Genomic DNA, 21,274 nt, shown 5'->3' with positions numbered 1-21,274 from the left:
AATACTTAGTGTACGTTTCGAGCAACGTAAAAAACACCTGCGAATACACCGGGAAGGAAAGTCACTAAAAAAATCAGCAGGCGCCAGGTTAGCGTGCTGATCTCTCTGTGAATGGTGGTTTCCATTCTGGTTTCTAAGCGCGCCAGATCTTCGCGCGTTGCGAGGGTCGGGATGAGTGCCTCTATTCGAGTAAGTCGACTATCCATTTTAAAATTTATCTAGTGAGCTGAGACTGAATTTTAAAAGTGAATAATAGCTAGTTCAATGCGTAGCACCCGCGTATTCTGTAAACAATAGTAACAACCAGCTAGCCGACTCAGGCTGGCTTCAACGCCAAGTCAATGACTTCAATCCAATGTCTGACAGGTGTATCGGTGCCACTTTGCAGGTGACCGATACAACCGATATTGGAGGACAGCACCATGTCAGGTTTAGCCTCGTTGAGCTGAGTCAGCTTACGATCCCGCAAAGCGGTCGAAATCTCGGGTTGCAAGACCGAGTAGGTACCTGATGAACCACAGCAAAGATGAGTCTCGGTAAATGGCTGCAACGCCAGACCAAGTTTAGTGAGCAGTTGTTCACTTTGCGGACGCAGACCTTGCCAATGTTGCAAGGTGCAAGGTGGATGAAAAACAGGTCGCGACGGCAGTTGGGTCGCATCAATCAAAGCGGACAGTTGATCGCCATAAGGTGCGAGTAGCTCTGCCACATCATGAACGAGAGACTGTACCTTCTCGGCTTTGAGCTTGTACTGCTCATCGTGGCGTAAATGGTGGGCGTATTCATTCACCATGGCACCACAGCCCGAGGCATTCATCACAATGGCATCCACCTGCCCCAATTCAATCAGGGGCCACCAGGCATCAATATTGGCTCGCATCTGATCGAGTGCTGTCGCTTGATCATCCAGATGAAAGTTCAGCGCACCACAACAACCTGAGCCTGCCGCAACTTGTGTGCCGATCCCCAAGCGATCAAGCACCCTGATCGTTGCCGCGTCGATGCTGGGCATCATGGTGGGTTGCACGCAGCCCGCTAAAATCAAGACCTGTTTGGCATGATGTCGGGTGCTAGGGATAGCGCCTGCAGGACGACTCGCCAGCAACTTCTTTTTAAGTACAGCGGGCAAGAAGCCACGCACTGCCTGACCGATTTTATAAGCGGGCGCAAACAAGGGTGAAACCAGACCTTTACGTAGCAAAGCTCGCTTTAATCGCTGCGTTGCTGGGCGGGCAACGCGCTGCTCGACAAGCTCTCGTCCAATATCAACAAGGTGACCATATTGAACCCCTGACGGGCATGTTGTCTCGCAGTTCCGACAGGTTAGGCAACGATCTAGATGTTGTTGTGTGGCTTGCGTAGGTTCTTTACCCTCGAGCACTTCTTTGATCAGATAAATACGGCCACGCGGGCTATCGAGTTCATCACCCAGAACTTGATAGGTTGGACAGGTAGCACTACAAAACCCACAGTGAACGCAGCGCCGCAGGATGGCATCGGCCTCTTTACCAAGATCTGACTCGAGTGCCCACTGGGCGAGATTGGTTTGCATAGTGAAGAAGCTCTTAATATTATTCTGTGAGACCTGTCGCTTGATAGGCTGGATAGGCCTTAAACGCCCCAGACTAAGCGACTGGGATTAAACAAGCCTTGCGGGTCGAACTCTTGTTTTAAGCGACGCACGATCGTGCTAACGCCTGACGACAAAGGATGAAAAACGCCATCTGCGGGATTGCCTTGACCGAACGCGGCTCTGAATAACGTCGCGTGACCACCCGCGCGAGCGGCTATCTCGCGAAGGTTGGCTGCAGGCTGATCAGATTTAATCCAGCGTTGCCCTCCCCCCCACTCAGTAAGCGTTGGACCAAGACCCAAAGCAGGCGTATGCGGCGCGACGGCAAGACGCCAGAGCCCCTGCGTTGACTGAGGTTGCGCGCTGCTCTCAAAGAAGTGGTGCGTCTGTTCTCTTAAACCATCCCAGAATGATGTAGCCACTGGCTCTGGCACTCGGGTACCGCCCATTTTTACGAGCGCTGATTGAACTGTGCTCGGGGCACCGGCAAGGCGCACAAACAAGCCGTCTTGTGTCGTTGCGGTCGCAGAGACAGGCAAGGGTTGCGCACGCCAGCTCAAGCACTTGTCTAGGGCAGCTTGTTCATCCAGCTCAAACTGCAACGTCGCCACCTCAAGCGGTTTGGGCGCAACTTTTATCGACAGTTGCGTCAAGGGGCCAAACATCCCAAGCGAGCCAGTCAGCAAACGAGACACGTCGTAGCCAGCCACGTTTTTCATGACCTCGCCGCCAAACTTCAATAACTTGCCCTCTGCATCCAGTAAATGCGCACCCAGGACATAATCTTTCAGCGGGCCTGCACCATGGCGCATGGGCCCTGAAAGCCCTGTTGCAACTGCACCACCCAAGGTCGCGCCTTCGCCAAACGAAGGTGGATCGAAGGCAAACATCTGACCCGCAGCGTCGAGCTGGTTTTTGAGGGACTGCAGAGGAGTCCCAGCCCAAGCGGTGATGACCAGTTCGGTAGGCTCGTAATTAATCACCCCCGTCAGGCTTGTCATGTCTAGCTCGATCGGGCTAGCCTCGTCGCGGGTGCCCGTGTTGCCGTAGAACGCTTTGGTGTTGCCACCTTTAATGAGGATTACTTTTGATTCAGCGGCAGCGCGTTTGATCTTCTCACGCAATAATTCAAGTTGACTATTCATGCTGTCGTTAAAACCTGGGCAAATTCGCAAACGGCAGAACACCACCATGAACATGCATCTTGCCGTACTCAGCACAGCGTGCCAATGTCGGCACAACTTTCTCTGGATTGAGTAAGGTTGCAGGATCAAAGGCCCGTTTCACACCAAGAAACTTATCCAGCTCATCTCGTGAGAACTGCACGCACATCTGGTTGATTTTCTCCATGCCCACACCATGCTCACCAGTGATAGTGCCACCCACTTCGACACAAAGTTCGAGGATGGCTGCGCCGAAGTCCTCGGCCCGCAGGACTTCGTCTGCGCTGTTTGAGTCAAACATAATCAGTGGATGGAGATTACCGTCACCCGCATGAAACACGTTGGCGCAGCGAAGATTAAATTGAGTCTCCATGGCCGTGATTGCGTTTAATACTTGCCCCAAACTTCGTCTGGGAATAGTGCCGTCCATGCAGTAGTAGTCAGGTGATACGCGACCTGCGGCAGGGAAAGCATTTTTTCTGCCAGCCCAAAATAACAGCCGTTGTGACTCGGATTCGGACACCTGTAGTTTGGTTGCACCAACACGCTGAAAAACAGCTTCCATTCGGGCTACTTCGTCTGCCACTTCTTCAACGGCACCATCAGACTCACATAATAAAATAGCGGCTGCTTCAGTGTCGTAACCAGCTTTGACGAAGGGCTCAACCATTTGAGTCGCTTGCTTATCCATCATCTCAAGGCCTGCTGGGATGATGCCGGCTGCAATGATTTCTGATACGGCGCGGCTGGCGTCCTCAACATCATCAAAACTCGCCATGATCACGCGGGCCAGTGCGGGCTTAGGCGTGAGCTTCAAAGTCACTTCGGTCACAACGCCGAGCATCCCTTCGGATCCGACAAAGACTGAGAGCAAGTCCGGACCGGGACTATCAGGTGCAAGCGATCCTAACTCGACGATGTCACCGTCAATCGTAATCATCCTGACCTTCAGGACATTGTGTATGGTCAACCCATATTTAAGGCAATGCACCCCACCTGAGTTTTCAGCGACATTACCGCCAATCGTGCAAGCAATCTGACTCGAAGGATCTGGTGCGTAGTAAAGACCATAGGGGGCAACGGCTTCTGAGACGGCCAAGTTGCGCACACCAGGCTCAACCACTGCGATCGCTGCAGCGGCATCAATCCGTTTAATCTTATTGAGCTTGGCTAAACCCAGCAACACCCCCTGTGCATGCGGCATGGCGCCACCTGATAAGCCTGTGCCGGCACCCCGAGCCACCACGGGCACGTTAAGTCGTCTACAGGTGAGCAACACATCCTGTATTTGCTTCTCAGTCTCAGGCAGAACAACAGCCATCGGCACGGAACGGTACAGCGACAGACCGTCACATTCGTAGGGTCGTGAATCTTCTTTTCGACTTAATACGCAATGAGCCGGCAAGATCTTCAAGAGCTCGGTCACCACCTGCTCGGCATCTACACCCACCGCACGCATCAAGCCCTCATCAGTGATCGCGTTCATAGAGAGTAATCCACTGTGATGATCTTGCCAGGATTCAAAATATTATTTGGATCAAAGGATTTTTTGATCGTACGCATTAAATCGAGCGCATCTTCGCCGTGCTCTTGCGCCATGAACTGAATCTTATGCAAACCAATACCATGCTCGCCGGTGCACGTACCGTCCATTTCAAGCGCGCGACGAACGATGTTCTGATTGATACGCTCAGACTCCTCCCATTGCGCGGCATCATTAGGATCAAGCAACATCAGCACATGAAAATTGCCATCACCTACATGGCCAACGATGGTAGTCGGGAAGCTTGCTTTCTCTAACTCGGCCGTGGTTTCGTTGATACATTCAGCCAGACGCGAAATCGGTACACAAACGTCCGTTGTACTGGCCCGGCAGCCTGGCCGCAATTGCAAACCGGCGAAGTAAGCGTTGTGGCGGGCGGTCCAAAGCCGATTGCGGTCCTCAGTACGTTCGGCCCAGTCGAAATCCATGCCACCGCATTCTTTGGCAATGTCTTGCACGATCTCAGCTTGTTCTTTCACGCTGTGCTGACTGCCGTGGAATTCGAACAACAGCAAGGGGGTCTCGCGCAAAGTCAGTTTGCTGTAGCGATTACTGGCATGCACAGCAGCAGTATCCATCAGTTCGACACGGGCAAGCGGCACGCCCATTTGGATAGCCTGAATGACGCACTGCACAGCATCATTGACAGAGGGGAAGTTACACACCGCTGCACTCACGGCCTCAGGTTGAGGGTAAAGTTTTACGGTGACTTCAGTAATCACACCCAATGTCCCTTCACTGCCGACAAACAAGCGCGTCAGATCGTAACCAGCAGACGACTTGCGCGCCCGACGTGAGGTCTTGATGACTTTGCCCTGCGCCGTCACAACAGTCAATGACACGACATTTTCACGCATGGTGCCGTATCTGACCGCGTTCGTACCCGACGCCCGGGTTGAGGCCATGCCACCAAGTGAAGCATCCGCACCAGGATCAATCGGGAAAAACAAGCCAGAATCACGAATTTGCTCGTTTAGCTGTTTACGGGTCAAACCGGGCTGCACCGTCACAGTTTGGTCTTCAGCGTCGAGCGAAATGATTTGATTCATACCGTTCACATCAAGGCTGATGCCGCCTTCGACCGCCAGCAGGTGACCTTCAAGTGATGAACCCGCACCGAATGGTATGAGCGGCACTTGATACTGATTACAAAGGTTGACAACCGCCACAACTTCCTCAGTCGTTAGCGCAAACACGACCGCATCAGGCAACATGTTTGGATAAGCAGACTCGTCCTTGCCGTGGTGTTCGCGCACGGCCTGACCTGTCGAAAACCGCTCACCAAATAATTGCTGTAGCGCAGAGGACATCTCTGCAGGCAACGGTTTACGCAGCATTTGTAGATTGTGGGGTGCGTTCATCCTAAATCCTTTTATTCGCTTTTTGTGGCCTGGACTCTTCTACGCTCGCGAACGGCAGCTGCCAGACGCTCGATGACTTGCAAGGAACTATCCCAATCGATACAGCCATCCGTTACGCTCTGACCGTACACCAGTGGCTGACCTGGGACAAAATCTTGTCTGCCCGCGACCAGGTTGCTTTCAACCATCAAACCAACAATACGGGTTTCACCTGCCTCGATCTGACTGGCGACATCCTCGCACACCAGAGGTTGGTTTTCTGGCTTCTTGCTACTGTTAGCGTGGCTCGTGTCGATCATCAAACGAGGGGCCAAGCCTGCTTTGCCTAAATCCTCAGCCGCGGCCTGCACACTCGCTGCGTCATAGTTGGTTGTCTTGCCGCCACGCAAAATGACGTGACAATCTTCGTTGCCGGTGGTCGAGACAATGGCTGAGTGGCCACCTTTCGTCACTGAAAGAAAGTGATGCGGTGACGAGGCTGCTTTCATGGCATCAACAGCGATTTTGATATTGCCATCGGTGCCGTTTTTAAAACCAACCGGGCACGACAGACCAGAGGCCAATTCACGATGGATTTGACTTTCGGTGGTGCGGGCACCAATTGCGCCCCAGGCCACCAAGTCCGCAATATATTGTGGCGTGATCATATCCAGAAATTCGCAACCCGCAGGCAAACCCATGCCGTTGACGTCGTGCAACAGCCCACGCGCAAGGCGCAAACCTTTGTTGATGTTGAAACTCGAATCCATGTCGGGATCGTTGATCAGGCCTTTCCAGCCAACTGTCGTGCGCGGTTTTTCAAAGTAGACGCGCATGACGATCTCGAGTTCGCCTTTATATTGATCTCGCTTTTCTTTCAGGCGCTTCGCGTAGTCGATGGCGGCTACGGGATCATGAATGGAGCAAGGACCTATCACCAGGATGAGACGATCGTCCATACCGTGAAGGATACGGTGTAGCGAATTACGACTTTCTGTGACCAGTTCAGCTACGTCTGCACTACAAGGGAACTCGCGCATAACATGTGAGGGAGGAGCCAGCTCTTTGATTTCTTTGATGCGCAAGTCGTCGGTATTATGTGACACAAATTACTCCAGTTCTAAGTCAAAAATTTTAATTATTACGCCGTGCCACCAACGGTCAGGCCTTCCATCCGCAGGGTTGGCATACCAACACCGACAGGGACGCTTTGCCCTTCTTTACCGCAGGTGCCGACTCCACTGTCAAGAGACAAATCATTGCCAATCATTTTGACCCGATTCATCGCTTCTGGCCCATTACCGATCAAGGTGGCGCCCTTAACTGGGTAGGTTACCTTGCCGTTTTCAATCATGTAGGCTTCTGAGGCTGAAAACACGAACTTGCCACTTGTGATGTCAACTTGTCCGCCACCAAAATTGACCGCATACAGCCCTTTTTTAACTGAAGCGATAATTTCTTTGGGGTCCTTGTCACCCGCCAGCATAAAGGTATTGGTCATCCGCGGCATGGGCAGATGGGCGAACGATTCACGGCGACCATTACCGGTCACACTCGTTTTCATTAAGCGCGCGTTCGTTACATCTTGCATGTAGCCGCGCAAAATCCCGTCTTCGATCAAGACGTTCTTTTGTGTCGGGTTGCCCTCGTCGTCAATATTGAGCGAACCCCGCCGGTCTGTGATGGTGCCATCATCGATGACCGTTACACCCTTTGAAGCCACGCGCTGACCAACCTTGCCAGAGAAAACGCTCGAACCTTTACGATTGAAATCACCTTCCAAGCCGTGACCGACTGCTTCGTGTAACAAAATGCCAGGCCAGCCGCTGCCCAGCACGACAGTCATTTCGCCGGCTGGTGCTGGTCGTGAATCCAGATTGACCATTGCCTCGTGCACTGCGCGATCCACGTAAGATCTCAACAGGTCGTCGGTGAAATAGGCCAGACCCGTTCGCCCTCCACCACCCGCATGACCGGTCTCACGTCGACCTTGTCGCTCGACAATAACAGTCAAAGACAAGCGTACGAGCGGTCGAACATCGGCCGCGAGTCGGCCATCACTGCCTGCGACCATGATCACGTCGTACTCCATCCCGAGACCAGCCATGACTTGAATGACATGGGGGTCTTTAGCGCGAGCCATTTGTTCAAGGCGCTCAAGTAAAGCGACTTTCTCGGGGGCGCTCAGCGTGCTCAGGGGATCAATGGGTTGATACAGTTGCAGTGACTTGCCCTCGTCTTTGTAGGCCGGCACGTGAATTTTTCCTGCACCTTGCCGAGCGATTTCTCGCACGGCTCTTGCTGAATTCAACAAGGCGTCGCCGGATAAAGCGTCTGAATAGGCAAAGGCGGTTTTTTCACCAGCCACCGCGCGAACCCCAACACCTTGACCAATCGAAAAGCTACCGGTTTTAACGATGCCTTCTTCCAGACTCCAGCCTTCGCTTCTTGTATATTGAAAATACAGATCGGCGTAATCGACTTTATGGGTGAAAATTTCACCCAGCGCCCGAGCCATATCTGCTTCAGTCAATCCCCAGGGATCAAGCAGCACGCTTTTTGCGGTGGCCAGGGCGGAAATCGAAGGATTGGTCAGATTCATGTAATGTGTGTATTAATGATTAAAAAATTCGATGTTTAAGTGCTGGAAGCGACTGCCTGACGTCTGACAAGCGCTGGGTATCAATGGTACCGCTTACTACCCCTTCGTGCTCTGGCAAAACCGCCACGATCTCGCCCCAGGGATCGATAAGCATAGAGTGTCCCCAGGTTCTTCGTCCGTTCTGGTGGGTGCCGCCTTGAGCAGCTGCTAGCACGTAGGCTTGATTTTCAATGGCTCTGGCTCTGAGTAGTAGCTCCCAGTGGGCCTTGCCTGTCGTATAGGTGAAGGCCGAGGGGATCAAAATTAAGTTAACCGATCCCATCGCCCGATAGATCTCCGGGAACCTTAAATCGTAGCAAATCGACAGTCCAACCCGGCCAAAATCGCAGTCAAAGGTTTTGATCTCACTGCCAGCTGCAATTGCACGGGATTCATCGTAGTTTTCTTCACCACGGGTAAAACTAAACAAGTGCACCTTGTCGTAGCGAACCACCTGCTCGCCAGCGGGATTGAAAACCAATTGAGTATTAAAAACGCGATTAGGATCTTGCGTTTTTAAGGGAATACTGCCAGCTGCCAACCAAATTTTATGACGGCTTGAAATATCTGCAAGAAAATCCTGAATTGGCCCACTACCGTCATTTTCAGCAATAGCAAGTTTATCCGTGTCTTTTTGTCCCAATAAACAAAAATATTCGGGTAAAGACACAAGATGAGCGCCTTCAGAAGCTGCTTGAGCAATTAAACGGCCTGCTGTTGCGAGGTTTTCGGCGAGAGATATACCCGTTACCATTTGCACCGCTGCCACGTTGAATGTCTGCTTCAATTTCGCATCTCGCTTTATTTAAAATTAATATATATTGCGTGACAAATTAATCACGTATTTTTAATCTGTTTATATATATATCGATTAATATCCAAACACTTAAATTAATCACATAGGCCGTCAATGAACAAATTATCATACGCAGCCCAGCAAGCAAAACTTCAAAAAGATATTGAAAAGCTGCAAAAACAAGCATCCATGCTTCAAGCAAAGCGCCGTCGCCCTATTTTGGCAGGTATTATCAAGTCAATGAAAGAATATGACATTTCACCAGATGATGTCAGCGCTGCGTTCGCCAAAGTGACTAGCAAGGTAAAAAACACGGTAGGCACGAAACCAGCGAATGGCGCCACCACTAAAAAACCTGTGCCTCCAAAATACCGTCACCCAAGCAGTGGCGCCACTTGGACGGGAAGGGGAAAAGCTCCTTTGTGGATCGTGGCGGCAGAAAAATCCGGCCAATCACGCAACCAGTTTCTCATTTAGCCGTGCAAACAAACATCAGCAACACAATATTCAGGACCGATTATCAGGCGTTTCCCTTTGATATCCCCGAGGTCAAGTTAATAGTTGAGTTGGATCCGGTTCAAACTAGAATCACCACCCAGCTATCTGTTGTCAGAAAGAGCGCGAGTGCTGAGCTTGAAGCACTCGTGCTGAATGGGGAAGATCTCACCCTAGAGCGCCTCACGTTAAATGGCCAGCCCCTCGACCCGTCCAGATTTTCTCAAGACGACGCACGGCTGACAATATTTGAGTTTCCTGCGTCGGGCACCCTAGAGATTGTCAGTTTGTGCAAGCCAGCTGCAAACACAAGCTTAATGGGTCTCTACGTATCGGGTGAAAGTTTTTTTACTCAATGCGAAGCTGAAGGTTTCAGAAAGATTTGCTGGTTTGCCGATCGGCCCGACGTGATGTCTATCTATACCGTCACGCTCAGAGCCGACAAGGGCCGCTACCCTACCCTCTTGTCAAACGGAAACCTGTTATCGAGTCGCGAGCTAGACCTCGGCCGACATGAGGCAGTCTGGCACGATCCTTTTCCAAAACCATCGTATCTGTTTGCCCTGGTAGCAGGTGTTTTCGATTGCCGTGAACTTACGATGCGCACGATGCATGGCAAAGAAGTTCTGCTGCAAATTTACAGCGATCCGGGCACTTTTGCGCAAACAGGCTGGGCCATGGAGTCGCTGGTCAGATCAGTAAGATGGGACGAGCAACGCTTTGGCCTCGAATTAGATCTCGATCGCTTCATGATTGTGGCCGCGCGAGATTTCAATATGGGCGCGATGGAAAACAAAGGCTTGAACATTTTCAACGCGGCCTATGTGCTGGCAGACCCAGATACGGCGACTGACCTGAATTACCAAGGGATCGAAGCGGTGATCGGTCATGAATACTTTCATAATTGGACGGGTAATCGTGTCACTTGTCGAGACTGGTTTCAACTCAGCTTGAAAGAAGGCTTAACGGTTTTCAGAGACCATGAATTTACAGCTGACATGATGGCGGCCGGCCTGTCAGCTCAAGAGGCGCAAAGCGCCCGAGCCACCAAGCGTATTGATGACGTCGTGGTGTTGCGAAACGCTCAGTTCCCGGAGGATAGCGGGCCAATGGCACATCCCATTCGCCCTGAAAGCTATCAATCGATCAGCAATTTTTATACGGCCACGGTCTACGAAAAAGGCTCAGAAGTCATCCGAATGCTGCACACCCTATTGGGCGAACAAGCGTTCAGAGCGGGCATGGACGAGTATTTTCGACGCCATGACGGACAGGCTGTGACTTGCGACGATTTTGTTGATGCGATGGAATTCGCTTATAAACAAAGCAAACCCGGCGTGTCGCTCGATGTTTTTCGTCGTTGGTATCGTCAGGCTGGCACACCACGTCTTACCGCGAGCATGACGGACAACCCAACAGAAGGGACAGTGTCTGTTACCTTCACGCAGTCGTGCCCGCCAGTAGGCGTTGAAAAACAGCATTCACTTCAAAAAGAGGATTTTCATATCCCAATCAAGTTCGGCCTGCTCGATGAAAGTGGCAAGGCTATCCTGTTAGCGGACAGTGACGGGATCGCTGACACAAAAACGCTTGAACTGACGACCCAGAGCAAAACCTGGACCTTCAAGACAAGCAGTAGCGGCAAAGCGATCCCCTCAATTTTGCGTGATTTTTCAGCGCCGGTGATTGTTGATTACGATTACAGCGATGTTGAATTGTCAGTGCTGTCCGCCCATGACAACAACGCTTTCACCCGCTGGGAAGCGGGCCAAGAGCTTGCTACCCGTCATATCCTGAAATCGGCAGCGCATTGGCGCGAAACGGAGCAGCCCCTGGCAGCCAGTAAAGTGTTGATCAACGTCTGGCAAGCGCTCGCCACTGATGTGTCGCTTGATTCGGGATATCGGGCTCGCGCGATGATGATGCCAAGCGAAAAAACGCTGCTCGAACGCATGCTGGTGATTGATCCAGTTGCGATCGCCACCGCACGCGACGGGCTCAAACGAGACATCGCGACCGCCCTGAGTGAAGTGTTTCATCAGACCTATTTGGGGCAACAAACACCCAGCGAATACAGCCCTGATCCGATTTCTGCCGGTCGGCGAGCGTTAAAAAACTTAGCCTTGAATTATTTGATGGTGGGCAACACTGAACTCGGGTCGCTGCTTGCCCAAGCTCAATACGCAAACGCCAGCAACATGACTGATCGGCTCGCAGCGTTAACGAGCCTGACTCATGAATCCACCAATACGCTGAAACAATCAGCTCTGGACGATTTCTATCAAAGTTGGCATCAACAACCACTTGTTTTGGATAAGTGGTTTTCGGTTCAAGCCACTGCGCCGGATGCGACGGCTGACAAAATCCTTGCCTTGATGCAGCATCCTGATTTCACCCTGAAGAATCCAAATCGGGCTAGATCAGTGATCTTTGCATTTTGTAACCAGAATCTCTCAGGGTTTCACGCGCCGGACGGTGCGGGCTACAAGTTTTGGGCTCAGCAAGTATTGACGCTGGACAAAATCAACCCTGAAATAGCGGCTCGGCTCGCGCGCGTGATGGATTTATGGAGTCGTTTCATCCCTCAAGCAAAAACCGCTATGCAACACAATCTGCAAGACATTGCCTCGCAGGCCGACCTATCTGGAAATACACTAGAGATCGTCAGCAAAGCGCTGGCGCTCTAAACTAGCGCTCACGCACGACCTTACGACTCGAATACCTTCACGCCCACGACTCAAATCAACCGACACCAAGACCCATGAAACGAAAAACGCTTACCCAGTATCTAGTCGAACAACAGCGTGCCGAGCAAGCACTCGAACCCGAAGTCAGGCTCTTGATCGAGGTCGTCTCACGCGCCTGCAAGACCATCAGCCATGCCGTGAGCAAAGGCGCGTTGGGTGGGGTTCTAGGCAGCCTGGAGAGTGAAAACGTTCAGGGTGAAGTGCAAAAAAAGCTAGATGTCATGTCTAACGAAGTCCTGCTCGAAGCGAACGAATGGGGTGGTCACCTGGCAGCGATGGCCTCTGAAGAGATGGAGACCATACACCTCATCCCCAATCGCTATCCGAAGGGCGAGTTCCTGTTGCTGTTTGATCCTTTGGATGGTTCGTCAAATATTGACGTCAACGTGTCGATAGGCACTATTTTCTCAGTGCTCAGGGCGCCCTCAGAGGTATCTGGTCGAGAGGTCACCGAGCAAGACTTCTTACAGAAAGGCACGACTCAGGTTTGTGCCGGGTACGCCGTCTATGGCCCACAAACCATGCTGATCCTCACGATTGGCCGAGGCGTTGTTGGCTTTACCCTGGATCGCGAAATGGGTTCGTGGATTTTGACGCATGACAACATGACTATCCCCGAAGACACCAAAGAATTTGCGATCAATATGTCGAATATGCGCCACTGGGCACCACCCATGCGCCGTTACATCGACGAGTGCTTGGCCGGCAAAACAGGCCCACGTGGCAAAGATTTCAACATGCGCTGGATTGCCTCAATGGTCGCGGATGTGCATCGTTTATTGGTGCGAGGCGGTGTCTTCATGTATCCGTGGGATGCCAGGGAGCCCGGTAAACCAGGCAAACTCAGGCTGATGTATGAAGCTAATCCGATGAGCATGCTCGTTGAGCAAGCGGGTGGTGCGGCAACTGACGGCCATCAGCGAATTCTCGATATTCAACCGACCGCGTTACATCAACGCGTTGGTGTGGTTCTTGGCTCCAAGAACGAGGTTGAGCGGGTGACCAAGTATCACCACGAGGGCTGACACCAAGCCCGCCCATATCGAGACAGGGCATTTAAAGTAAAAAAAGCTGCGAGGATAATCTCGCAGCTTTTTTTGTTGCACTGCTAACGACCAGACTACTGTACGAAATACTCAGCTCAAGACGTCTCAATAATCGAGACAGTATTAATCCAGTGTAAAGACGGTTGCGCCGGTCGTTTTGCGTGCAGCCAACGCGGCTTGTGCCTCACCAGCTTGCTCAAGCTTGTAACGTTGATCAATACGGACTTTAATTTTCTTTTTCAGCACCAGACCGAATAGCTCATCAGCTGCAGCTTGCATTTTGGCAGCGGTGTTGACGTGTGTGCCGAGCGTCGGGCGAGTCACGAACAATGAGCCTTTAGCGGCTAGGATGTTCAGGTTGACGCCTTCGACCGAGCCAGAGGCATTACCGTAACTGACCATCAAACCACGCGGCTGCAAGCAATCAAGTGAGGTTTCCCAAGTGTCTTTACCCACGCCGTCATAAACCACTGGGCATTTTTTACCTTTGGTAAGCTCAGCGACGCGTTCGACGACATTTTCTTTTGAATAGTCGATGACTTGCCACGCACCATGCTCTTTAGCAAGCGCGGCTTTTTCGGGACTAGAAACTGTGCCGATAAGTTTGACCTTGAGCGCTTTGGCCCACTGACACGCAATTAAACCAACCCCCCCTGCGGCGGCGTGAAACAGAATCGTTTCGCCACCCTGCAAGCGATAGGTCTGGCGAAACAGGTACTGAACCGTCAAGCCCTTGAGCATGATGGCTGCAGCTTCTTCGTAGCTAATTTTTTTCGGGATTGAAACAACTTGAGCCTCAGGCACATTGCGCACTTCGGCATAAGCACCCAAAGGGCTTTGACCATAGGCAACACGATCGCCTACTTTGAAGCGAGTCACCGCTTTACCCACTGCAATCACGTCGCCGGCGCCCTCAAAGCCAAGACCATGAGGCAGCGGTGCTTTATAGAGACCAGTACGGAAATACACATCAATGAAGTTCAAGCCGATTGCATGCTGCTTGATCGTGATCTCGTTATCAGCAGGCGCAGGCACTTCGATTTCGACAACTTTCAGGACTTCGGGACCACCGTTCTGGTCAATACGGATTGCTTTGACTAGATTGCTCATGAATGCTCCAGGTGAATGGGTAATAAAACAAAAACAGCTTAGCTTTCAAGTGTATATCCGCGCAAGGTAAAATGACTACTTGAACAAGATTAATGAAGATGTAAATCAAAATTATGGCAGGACACAGTAAGTGGGCCAATATCCAGCACCGCAAAGGCAGGCAAGATGCAAAGCGCGGCAAGCTCTGGACCAAAATCATCCGTGAAATCACGGTAGCAGCGCGGGCTGGCGGGGCAGATCCTGACGCTAACCCTCGGCTTCGCATGGCTTGGGACAAGGCAATGGATGCCAACATGCCCAAAGACAACATACAGCGTGCGATCACCCGTGGCGCTGGTGGCGCGGATGGTTCAAACTACGAAGAAATTCGCTACGAGGGCTACGGGATTGCGGGAGTCGCAGTCGTGGTTGACTGCATGACCGATAACCGCGTCAGAACGGTCGCTGAAGTGCGTCATGCCTTTTCTAAACACGGCGGTAATCTCGGCCAGGAAGGCTCAGTGGCGTTCATGTTCAACCACTGCGGTCAGTTTATCTTTGCGCCCGGCACCTCAGAAGACGCCATTATGGAAGTCGCCCTCGATGCGGGTGCTGACGATGTCACGACCGATCCTGAAGGCGTAGTTGAAGTCATTTGCCCCACGAGTGCCTATGCTGCAGTCAAGGCCTCACTGTTGGCTCAAGGCTTACAACCCGAGATGTCTGACATCGTCATGAAGCCACAAAATGAGATCGAACTCGCCGGTGAAGACGGTATCAAAATGCAAAAACTGCTGGATGCCCTAGAAAATCTTGACGATGTTCAAGAGGTGTATAGCAACGCTTTAATCGACGAACAGGCCTGATGAGTATGAGACTTCTTGTTATTGGCTCTGGCGGACGCGAACACGCCTTGGCTTGGCGACTCTTGCAGTCCGATCGTGTGACGCATGTTTTTGTGGCACCTGGCAACGGTGGCACCGCTACGATGCAAGGCGCATCCAACCTTGACATCACTGATCTGCATGCTTTGGCCGATTTCGCCAAACAGAACGATATCGCGTTTACAGTGGTCGGGCCTGAAGCACCGTTAGCTAAAGGTGTGGTCGATGTCTTTCAAAGCCAGGGGCTGAAAATCTTTGGTCCGACCAAAGCAGCGGCGCAACTTGAGAGCTCAAAGGATTTTGCCAAAGCGTTTTTGGTCCGTCATCAAATAGCGACCGCAGCCTATCAAACCTTTACTGATCCAGTGGCCGCCCATCGTTACATCGACGAACAAGGCTCGCCGATTGTGGTCAAGGCAGACGGATTAGCTGCGGGCAAAGGCGTGGTCGTTGCCACCTCAGTCACCGAAGCACATGAAGCTGTTGAAGCCATGCTTGGAGACGGCTCGTTGGGTGCCGCAGGTGCCCGGGTCGTGATTGAAGAATGTCTGCTAGGCGAAGAAGCGAGTTTCATTGTTTTATGTGACGGCGAACACATCTTGCCGCTGGCCACCAGTCAAGATCACAAGCGCTTGCAAGACGGAGATCGCGGCCCAAATACAGGCGGTATGGGTGCCTACTCACCCGCCCCTGTCGTCTCGGCCACCTTGCATACCCGCATCATGCAAGAGGTGATTGAACCCACGATTACCGGCATGAAGCTCGACGGTATTCGCTATACCGGTTTTCTCTACGCGGGCTTAATGATTGGCGAGGGCGATGATGCAACCAGACCCATCAAGGTGCTGGAATTCAATTGCAGAATGGGCGATCCCGAGACTCAACCGATCATGCTGCGGATTAAAAACGATCTATCCAAGGTATTCGAGCACGCCATTTCGGGCACACTTGATCAAGCCAGCCTCGACTGGGATCCGCGCACAGCGCTTGGTGTCGTCATGGCCAGCGCAAACTACCCAGGCACGCCTCGCCTTGACGATGTCATCACCGGCATACCGGCAGAACAAACTGATTGTGTTGTTTTTCATGCGGGCACACGCCTGCAAGACAGCAAGGTTATGACAGCCGGAGGACGGGTCTTGTGCGTCACCGCACTGGCTGACTCAGTCAAGGCAACGCAGTCTCGCGCTTATGCAGCAGTCGATGCGATACGTTTCGATGGGGCACAGTTTAGGCGCGATATTGGCTGGCGAGCACTGGAGAAAAACTAAGTGAGCGCCCTCCCGACGATCGATACAGATGCGGTGAAGGCCTATTTACTGGGTCTTCAGCAGACTATCGTTAATGAACTTGAAATCGCCGGCGGACAACCCTTCAAGACCGATAGTTGGCTTCGTGACGAAGGCGGTGGTGGCGTGTCTCGTCTGATCGAGGGCGGCGATCTCTTTGAGCGAGCGGGTGTTCTGTTTAGTCACGTCAAAGGTAAAACGCTCCCGCCCTCAGCAAGTGCTCATCGACCAGAACTCAGCGGTCGCCCCTGGGAGGCGATGGGCGTGTCTATGGTTCTGCACCCCCGCAATCCCTACATACCCACGACGCACATGAATGTGCGCCTATTTGTTGCCAAGAGCAACAACGAGCCAAGCCAAGCAGATATATTTTGGTTTGGCGGTGGTTTGGACCTCACCCCCTATTACCCGTTTGAAGAAGACGCCAAGCATTTTCATCAGACCTGTCACGATGCTTTGGCGCCGTTTGGCTCCGAGCTTTATCCTCGCTATAAAAAATGGTGTGACGAATATTTCTACTTGAAGCATAGAAAAGAAACGCGTGGCATCGGGGGCATTTTCTATGATGATCTGAGTGAACCGGGATTTGAGCAATCCTTTGCCTTGATGCAATCAGTTGGCAATTCACTGTTGCCTGCTTACATGCCCATCGTGAACAAAAGACGTCTCCGGGCCTTTGGCGATGAAGAAAGAGAGTTTCAAGCTTACCGTCGCGGCAGATATGTCGAGTTTAATCTGGTGTTCGATCGAGGCACCTTATTCGGGCTGCAGTCTGGCGGACGAACGGAATCAATCCTGCTGTCGATGCCCCCCATGGCGACCTGGAAATACGATTGGCACGCGGCTGAGGGTAGTCGTGAGGCGGCCTTGAATGCCTTTTTGACGCCTCGCGACTGGTTATGACGCGAATTGGCCTCTTCGGCGGGAGCTTTGATCCGGTGCACAGCGCCCACCTGGCACTTGCCCGAACGGCACTCTCTAGCTTGAAATTGCATCAAGTTCAGTTAATCCCCGCCGGGCAACCTTGGCAGCGTGCCCCCCTTGGGGCAAGCCCTGGCCAACGACTCGATATGCTCAAGCTGGCAGTCGGCAACACACCCGGGCTCGTTATCAATCCCATTGAAATCGAGCGTAATGGTCCCACCTATACGATTGAGACGCTTGAGGCTTTGACCGTAGGACCCGAATACTTTTGGTTACTTGGCTCTGATCAACTTGTTAATTTTTGTACCTGGAACCGCTGGCAAGAAATTGTTCAACGAGTCACGTTAGTGGTGGCGCAACGCCCTGGTACCGACACCAGACCACCCGATGAATTAGCTCAATGGCTAGCCCTCAACGATAAAGAATTACTTGAACTTACTTTCGACCCGATGGATATCTCTGCCAACGGAATCCGCCAAAGGATTGCTCGCGGTCAATCCATCAGCGGCCTGATTACCGCACCGGTCGCCAATTACATTACGGTGCACGGTTTATACAAACAGCTGCCCACTTAACAGGATAACAACCCAATACATGGACATTACCAAACAACAGCGCTTAGTCGTCGACGCCCTTGAGGATGTGAAAGCTCAAGACATTCATGTCTACAACACGATGCACATTACCAGCTTGTTTGATCGGGTCATCATTGCTTCGGCGACATCGAATCGACAAACGCGAGCCCTCGCTTCAAGCGTTGCTGAAAAAGTAAAAGGTGCCGGGCTTCAAGTGATTGCTATCGAAGGGGAAGAGACGGGAGAATGGGTTCTGGTTGACGTCGGTGACATCGTGGTTCACATCATGCAACCAGCCATTCGCGCTTATTACAATCTTGAAGAAGTTTGGGGTGGAAAGCCAGTGCGCATGAAGCTACTGCCCGAGTCAAACAAAGGGGTGATGATGGCTTTCACTGAAGATGAGTCAGAACCAAGTTCACTGCAAGAGCCTCCCACTGGACGGCGTGCCGCTAGTCGGGTGAGCAAGACAGCAGGCCGTTGAGTTCAAACTTGAGCTTGGGTGTGATCTCGGGTTTAAACCTGGACGAGCGCTAGGGGTCGCATGAAACTTGTGATTATTGCCGTTGGCAACCGCATGCCTGATTGGGTTGATGCGGCTTGGGATGATTACATTAAGCGCTTACCATCCGACTGGCTGGTGACAATCAAAGAAATCAAACCTGAAGCACGAACAATAGGCAAAACGCCTGCGCAAATGATGCTCGCCGAGGCAAAAAGGATCCAGGCCAGTGTGCCTCAAGATGCAGTGATGATCGCGCTGGATGAACATGGTAAAGATTTATCTACCGTTAAATTCGCTGAACAACTGGGAAAATGGCACGAGCAAAGTCAAACAGTGGCTCTGCTGATCGGTGGGCCCGACGGGTTGGACGCTGAGCTTAAGGCAAGCTGTACCAGTCTGATCCGGCTCTCGTCGCTGACCATGCCGCACCCCATGGTCAGAGTGCTGCTGATTGAGCAGATCTACCGTGCATGGTCAATTCTTAACAACCACCCGTATCATCGTGCCTAGGCAGTAAATGAAATATCCACATATTTATCTAGCGTCTGCAAGCCCCCGACGACACGAATTATTAACTCAAATTGGAGTCGCTCACGAGATCTTGAACGTCCCACCACCAGCTGGCGAAGACGAACCTATTCTGCCCGGTGAAGTCCCACTTGATTACGTACAGCGTACTGCCTTGCATAAAGCGGAATGGGCCGCTAAGTGGCTAAACAGAGAGGCGAATGAGGGACGCAGGATAGTGCGTCCCCTCTTGACTGCAGACACGACGGTCGCCCTGGCTCACGAAATTCTGGGCAAACCCTCTGATCACGATGACGCAATCACCATTCTGTGTAAATTATCAGGCCAAACCCATCAGGTTTACACTGCGGTGGTGCTGTTACACGACAGGCAAGTGCACAAAGCGCTATCGACCTCAGACGTAACCTTTGCCAAGTTAAGCCATCAATGCATCGAAGATTACGTCAAAACGGGTGAAGCATTTGGTAAAGCCGGGGCATACGGCATCCAAGGCCATGCCGCTTCCTTCATCCAACACCTGGCAGGCAGCTATAGCGGTGTGATGGGTCTGCCCCTATGCGAAACAGCAGCTCTCCTTTCCAGAATCGCCTGACTCGTTAACATAGTCATGTGTGGGTAACAAATTGAAATGAATTAATTTGCTGCACCGTGTCATTGATCAGAAATATGCGTAATAATCAAACCTAGGTCTGATCGCGTAAAAAAATAATAAAAAGATGACGCTACTCATACGAGACCTATCTGAGGAGGCTTGAGGATTGAAAAAAATAAGTAATATTTAGTTAAATGCAGGATTTTATGAATGTCTTGATATTAGGTGGTGACGGTTATCTCGGATGGCCAACAGCTATGCGTTTCGCCAGCAATGGTCATCAAGTAACCGTTGTTGATAACTATCTCAAAAGAACACTCGCGAAGCAGAACAAATCCCAGGCGTTAATCCCAACACCAGATTTACTTGAGCGTGCTCGGATCTTTCAGTCGCTTACCAATCATCAAATCGATGTCATTATCGAGGATTGCACAAACCCAACAGCATTGAACGAGATTGTGCAGCGGTGCAGGCCTGAGGTTTTAATACATTACGCAGAGCAACCCTCTGGGCCCTACTCAATGCGGGGTTTTGAAGAGGCTCAGGTCACCTTCAATAACAATATCCATACGACTTTTAATGTAATTTGGTCTGTCATTAAGCACGCGCCTGATTGCCATATTATTAAATTAGGTACGATGGGCGAATACGGGACCCCAAATATTGATATCGAAGAGGGTTGGATAGATATCCATCATAGAGGCAGAACAGATAAATTTTTGTATCCGAGGCAAGGGGCGACGCTCTATCACACGACTAAGATCATGGATACGGATCTGCTCTGGTTCTATGTCAGGACCTATGGTCTGAAAGTGACAGACTTGATGCAAGGACCAGTCTACGGCTTAATCACAGAAGAAAGTTTGCTGGACGATAGGTTGCTAACAAATTTCCACTACGACGACCTGTTTGGAACAGTTTTAAATCGCTTCATAGTACAGGCTGTTGCTGGCATACCCCTTACTCTATATGGCTCGGGCGGTCAGACTCGTGGCTTTTTAAATATCAAAGATACCTTACAGTGCCTCGAGCTAGCGGCAGCACAGCCCGTTGAGCGAGGTGACTTGAGGATTCTGAACCAATTTACTGAGCAATTCTCTGTCAGACAGCTTGCGGAGCAGGTTCGTACCGCAGCGCGAAGTTCAGGCTATCAAACCGAAATCCAAACAATTAAAAATCCACGCAAGGAAATGGATAGCCACTACTTTAATGCTGCCCATCAGGGCTTACTTGATATGGGTTTGAAACCACACTTGTTAACCACTGAAATCATCTCGGAGATGATTTCAGTGATTGCCAAATACCAAGACAGAATCGATCACAGCAAAGTCATGCCCAGATTCAGTTACAGTTAGTCGCCAACCAAACAGGAACGTAAATAAAAAAGCCAACAATGGACTTGTTGGCTTTTTTATTACCTCGCGGACTACCTATCATTAAAGTGTCCACGCAAAGACAAACCCCCGCGAGCTTGATGCTGGCGGGGGTTTGAGGGGTAAGAGCTTGACAATGACCTACTTTCACAGACGTACGTCCACTATCAT

Annotated in this window: 20 protein-coding genes; 11 read left to right on the top strand and 9 right to left on the bottom strand. The window is 51.4% G+C overall.

Annotated features, from left to right (window positions below; translation table 11 throughout):
* Window positions 1-5: 5 nt before the first annotated feature.
* From BCM14_RS01340 to BCM14_RS01305, 8 genes are all read right to left on the bottom strand, one after another.
* Complete coding sequence (locus tag BCM14_RS01340) at window positions 6-206, bottom strand: hypothetical protein (RefSeq protein WP_106226210.1); 201 nt, start codon at window positions 204-206, stop codon at window positions 6-8.
* Between the two features lie 110 nt (window positions 207-316).
* Window positions 317-1,552, bottom strand: a complete 1,236-nt coding sequence (glcF, locus tag BCM14_RS01335) for a glycolate oxidase subunit GlcF (RefSeq protein ID WP_106226209.1) — start codon at window positions 1,550-1,552, stop codon at window positions 317-319.
* 59 nt (window positions 1,553-1,611) lie between these two features.
* Window positions 1,612-2,718, bottom strand: coding sequence for a glycolate oxidase subunit GlcE (glcE, locus tag BCM14_RS01330; protein WP_106226208.1), 1,107 nt, complete (start codon window positions 2,716-2,718; stop codon window positions 1,612-1,614).
* A 7-nt stretch (window positions 2,719-2,725) separates the two neighbouring features.
* Window positions 2,726-4,222 (bottom strand): FAD-linked oxidase C-terminal domain-containing protein, encoded by a 1,497-nt coding sequence (locus tag BCM14_RS01325; protein WP_106226207.1) that lies wholly within the window; start codon window positions 4,220-4,222, stop codon window positions 2,726-2,728.
* Window positions 4,219-5,640 carry an FAD-binding oxidoreductase gene (locus tag BCM14_RS01320; RefSeq protein ID WP_106226206.1) on the bottom strand — a complete coding sequence of 474 codons (1,422 nt, stop codon included), beginning with the start codon at window positions 5,638-5,640 and terminating at the stop codon, window positions 4,219-4,221. The genes BCM14_RS01325 and BCM14_RS01320 overlap by 4 nt, the downstream gene beginning before the upstream one ends.
* A gap of 11 nt (window positions 5,641-5,651) precedes the next feature.
* Complete coding sequence (aroG, locus tag BCM14_RS01315; protein WP_106226205.1) at window positions 5,652-6,725, bottom strand: 3-deoxy-7-phosphoheptulonate synthase AroG; 1,074 nt, start codon at window positions 6,723-6,725, stop codon at window positions 5,652-5,654.
* Window positions 6,726-6,760: 35 nt separating this feature from the next.
* Window positions 6,761-8,221 carry a metalloprotease TldD gene (gene tldD / locus BCM14_RS01310; protein ID WP_106226204.1) on the bottom strand — a complete coding sequence of 487 codons (1,461 nt, stop codon included), beginning with the start codon at window positions 8,219-8,221 and terminating at the stop codon, window positions 6,761-6,763.
* 19 nt (window positions 8,222-8,240) lie between these two features.
* The gene (locus tag BCM14_RS01305) at window positions 8,241-9,065 is read right to left on the bottom strand and encodes a carbon-nitrogen hydrolase family protein (protein WP_375318454.1); all 825 of its coding nucleotides are present in this window, start codon (window positions 9,063-9,065) and stop codon (window positions 8,241-8,243) included.
* A 105-nt stretch (window positions 9,066-9,170) separates the two neighbouring features.
* Between BCM14_RS01305 and BCM14_RS01300 the strand changes: the two genes are divergently transcribed.
* From BCM14_RS01300 to BCM14_RS01290, 3 genes are all read left to right on the top strand, one after another.
* The gene (locus BCM14_RS01300; RefSeq protein ID WP_106226203.1) at window positions 9,171-9,533 is read left to right on the top strand and encodes an H-NS histone family protein; all 363 of its coding nucleotides are present in this window, start codon (window positions 9,171-9,173) and stop codon (window positions 9,531-9,533) included.
* A gap of 2 nt (window positions 9,534-9,535) precedes the next feature.
* Window positions 9,536-12,238, top strand: coding sequence for an aminopeptidase N (pepN, locus tag BCM14_RS01295; protein WP_106226202.1), 2,703 nt, complete (start codon window positions 9,536-9,538; stop codon window positions 12,236-12,238).
* A 74-nt stretch (window positions 12,239-12,312) separates the two neighbouring features.
* Window positions 12,313-13,323: a class 1 fructose-bisphosphatase gene (locus BCM14_RS01290; RefSeq protein WP_106226201.1), complete on the top strand. Its 1,011-nt coding sequence runs from the start codon at window positions 12,313-12,315 to the stop codon at window positions 13,321-13,323.
* Between the two features lie 144 nt (window positions 13,324-13,467).
* On the opposite strand, the gene BCM14_RS01285 is transcribed toward BCM14_RS01290, so the two are convergent.
* The gene (locus tag BCM14_RS01285) at window positions 13,468-14,454 is read right to left on the bottom strand and encodes a quinone oxidoreductase family protein (protein ID WP_106226200.1); all 987 of its coding nucleotides are present in this window, start codon (window positions 14,452-14,454) and stop codon (window positions 13,468-13,470) included.
* 113 nt (window positions 14,455-14,567) lie between these two features.
* Between BCM14_RS01285 and BCM14_RS01280 the strand changes: the two genes are divergently transcribed.
* From BCM14_RS01280 to BCM14_RS01245, 8 genes are all read left to right on the top strand, one after another.
* Window positions 14,568-15,299 carry a YebC/PmpR family DNA-binding transcriptional regulator gene (locus BCM14_RS01280; protein ID WP_106226199.1) on the top strand — a complete coding sequence of 244 codons (732 nt, stop codon included), beginning with the start codon at window positions 14,568-14,570 and terminating at the stop codon, window positions 15,297-15,299.
* A gap of 5 nt (window positions 15,300-15,304) precedes the next feature.
* Entirely contained in the window at window positions 15,305-16,588 is a 1,284-nt protein-coding gene (gene purD, locus BCM14_RS01275; protein WP_106226229.1) for a phosphoribosylamine--glycine ligase, read from the top strand.
* Window positions 16,589-17,509, top strand: a complete 921-nt coding sequence (gene hemF / locus BCM14_RS01270) for an oxygen-dependent coproporphyrinogen oxidase (RefSeq protein ID WP_106226198.1) — start codon at window positions 16,589-16,591, stop codon at window positions 17,507-17,509.
* Window positions 17,506-18,105 carry a nicotinate (nicotinamide) nucleotide adenylyltransferase gene (nadD, locus tag BCM14_RS01265; protein WP_106226197.1) on the top strand — a complete coding sequence of 200 codons (600 nt, stop codon included), beginning with the start codon at window positions 17,506-17,508 and terminating at the stop codon, window positions 18,103-18,105. Before hemF ends, nadD begins: the two co-directional genes overlap by 4 nt.
* Before the next feature lie 19 nt (window positions 18,106-18,124).
* A complete protein-coding gene (gene rsfS / locus BCM14_RS01260; protein WP_106226196.1) occupies window positions 18,125-18,589 on the top strand; it encodes a ribosome silencing factor in 465 nt (154 codons plus the stop codon).
* 60 nt (window positions 18,590-18,649) lie between these two features.
* Complete coding sequence (gene rlmH / locus BCM14_RS01255) at window positions 18,650-19,120, top strand: 23S rRNA (pseudouridine(1915)-N(3))-methyltransferase RlmH (RefSeq protein ID WP_106226195.1); 471 nt, start codon at window positions 18,650-18,652, stop codon at window positions 19,118-19,120.
* 7 nt (window positions 19,121-19,127) lie between these two features.
* On the top strand, window positions 19,128-19,730 hold the full coding sequence (locus BCM14_RS01250; protein WP_106226194.1) for a Maf family protein: 603 nt from the start codon (window positions 19,128-19,130) through the stop codon (window positions 19,728-19,730).
* Between the two features lie 206 nt (window positions 19,731-19,936).
* Window positions 19,937-21,085, top strand: coding sequence for an NAD-dependent epimerase/dehydratase family protein (locus BCM14_RS01245; protein ID WP_106226228.1), 1,149 nt, complete (start codon window positions 19,937-19,939; stop codon window positions 21,083-21,085).
* Window positions 21,086-21,274 lie beyond the last annotated feature (189 nt).

This window comes from Jezberella montanilacus (genome assembly GCF_003003055.1).
GTDB classification, from domain to species: Bacteria; Pseudomonadota; Gammaproteobacteria; order Burkholderiales; family Burkholderiaceae_B; genus Zwartia; species Zwartia montanilacus.
The sequence above is the reverse complement of the archived record's forward strand: the minus strand, read 5'-3'. Positions and strand labels throughout refer to the sequence as shown.

Bases quoted from the DNA above. Each gene is read 5' to 3' on its own strand.
- BCM14_RS01340 (WP_106226210.1), bottom strand. From the start codon at position 206: ATGGATAGTCGACTTACTCGAATAGAGGCACTCATCCCGACCCTCGCA.
- glcF (WP_106226209.1), bottom strand. From the start codon at position 1,552: ATGCAAACCAATCTCGCCCAGTGGGCACTCGAGTCAGATCTTGGTAAA.
- glcE (WP_106226208.1), bottom strand. From the start codon at position 2,718: ATGAATAGTCAACTTGAATTATTGCGTGAGAAGATCAAACGCGCTGCC.
- BCM14_RS01325 (WP_106226207.1), bottom strand. From the start codon at position 4,222: ATGAACGCGATCACTGATGAGGGCTTGATGCGTGCGGTGGGTGTAGAT.
- BCM14_RS01320 (WP_106226206.1), bottom strand. From the start codon at position 5,640: ATGAACGCACCCCACAATCTACAAATGCTGCGTAAACCGTTGCCTGCA.
- tldD (WP_106226204.1), bottom strand. From the start codon at position 8,221: ATGAATCTGACCAATCCTTCGATTTCCGCCCTGGCCACCGCAAAAAGC.
- BCM14_RS01300 (WP_106226203.1), top strand. From the start codon at position 9,171: ATGAACAAATTATCATACGCAGCCCAGCAAGCAAAACTTCAAAAAGAT.
- BCM14_RS01290 (WP_106226201.1), top strand. From the start codon at position 12,313: ATGAAACGAAAAACGCTTACCCAGTATCTAGTCGAACAACAGCGTGCC.
- BCM14_RS01285 (WP_106226200.1), bottom strand. From the start codon at position 14,454: ATGAGCAATCTAGTCAAAGCAATCCGTATTGACCAGAACGGTGGTCCC.
- BCM14_RS01280 (WP_106226199.1), top strand. From the start codon at position 14,568: ATGGCAGGACACAGTAAGTGGGCCAATATCCAGCACCGCAAAGGCAGG.
- purD (WP_106226229.1), top strand. From the start codon at position 15,305: ATGAGACTTCTTGTTATTGGCTCTGGCGGACGCGAACACGCCTTGGCT.
- nadD (WP_106226197.1), top strand. From the start codon at position 17,506: ATGACGCGAATTGGCCTCTTCGGCGGGAGCTTTGATCCGGTGCACAGC.
- rsfS (WP_106226196.1), top strand. From the start codon at position 18,125: ATGGACATTACCAAACAACAGCGCTTAGTCGTCGACGCCCTTGAGGAT.
- rlmH (WP_106226195.1), top strand. From the start codon at position 18,650: ATGAAACTTGTGATTATTGCCGTTGGCAACCGCATGCCTGATTGGGTT.
- BCM14_RS01250 (WP_106226194.1), top strand. From the start codon at position 19,128: ATGAAATATCCACATATTTATCTAGCGTCTGCAAGCCCCCGACGACAC.
- BCM14_RS01245 (WP_106226228.1), top strand. From the start codon at position 19,937: ATGAATGTCTTGATATTAGGTGGTGACGGTTATCTCGGATGGCCAACA.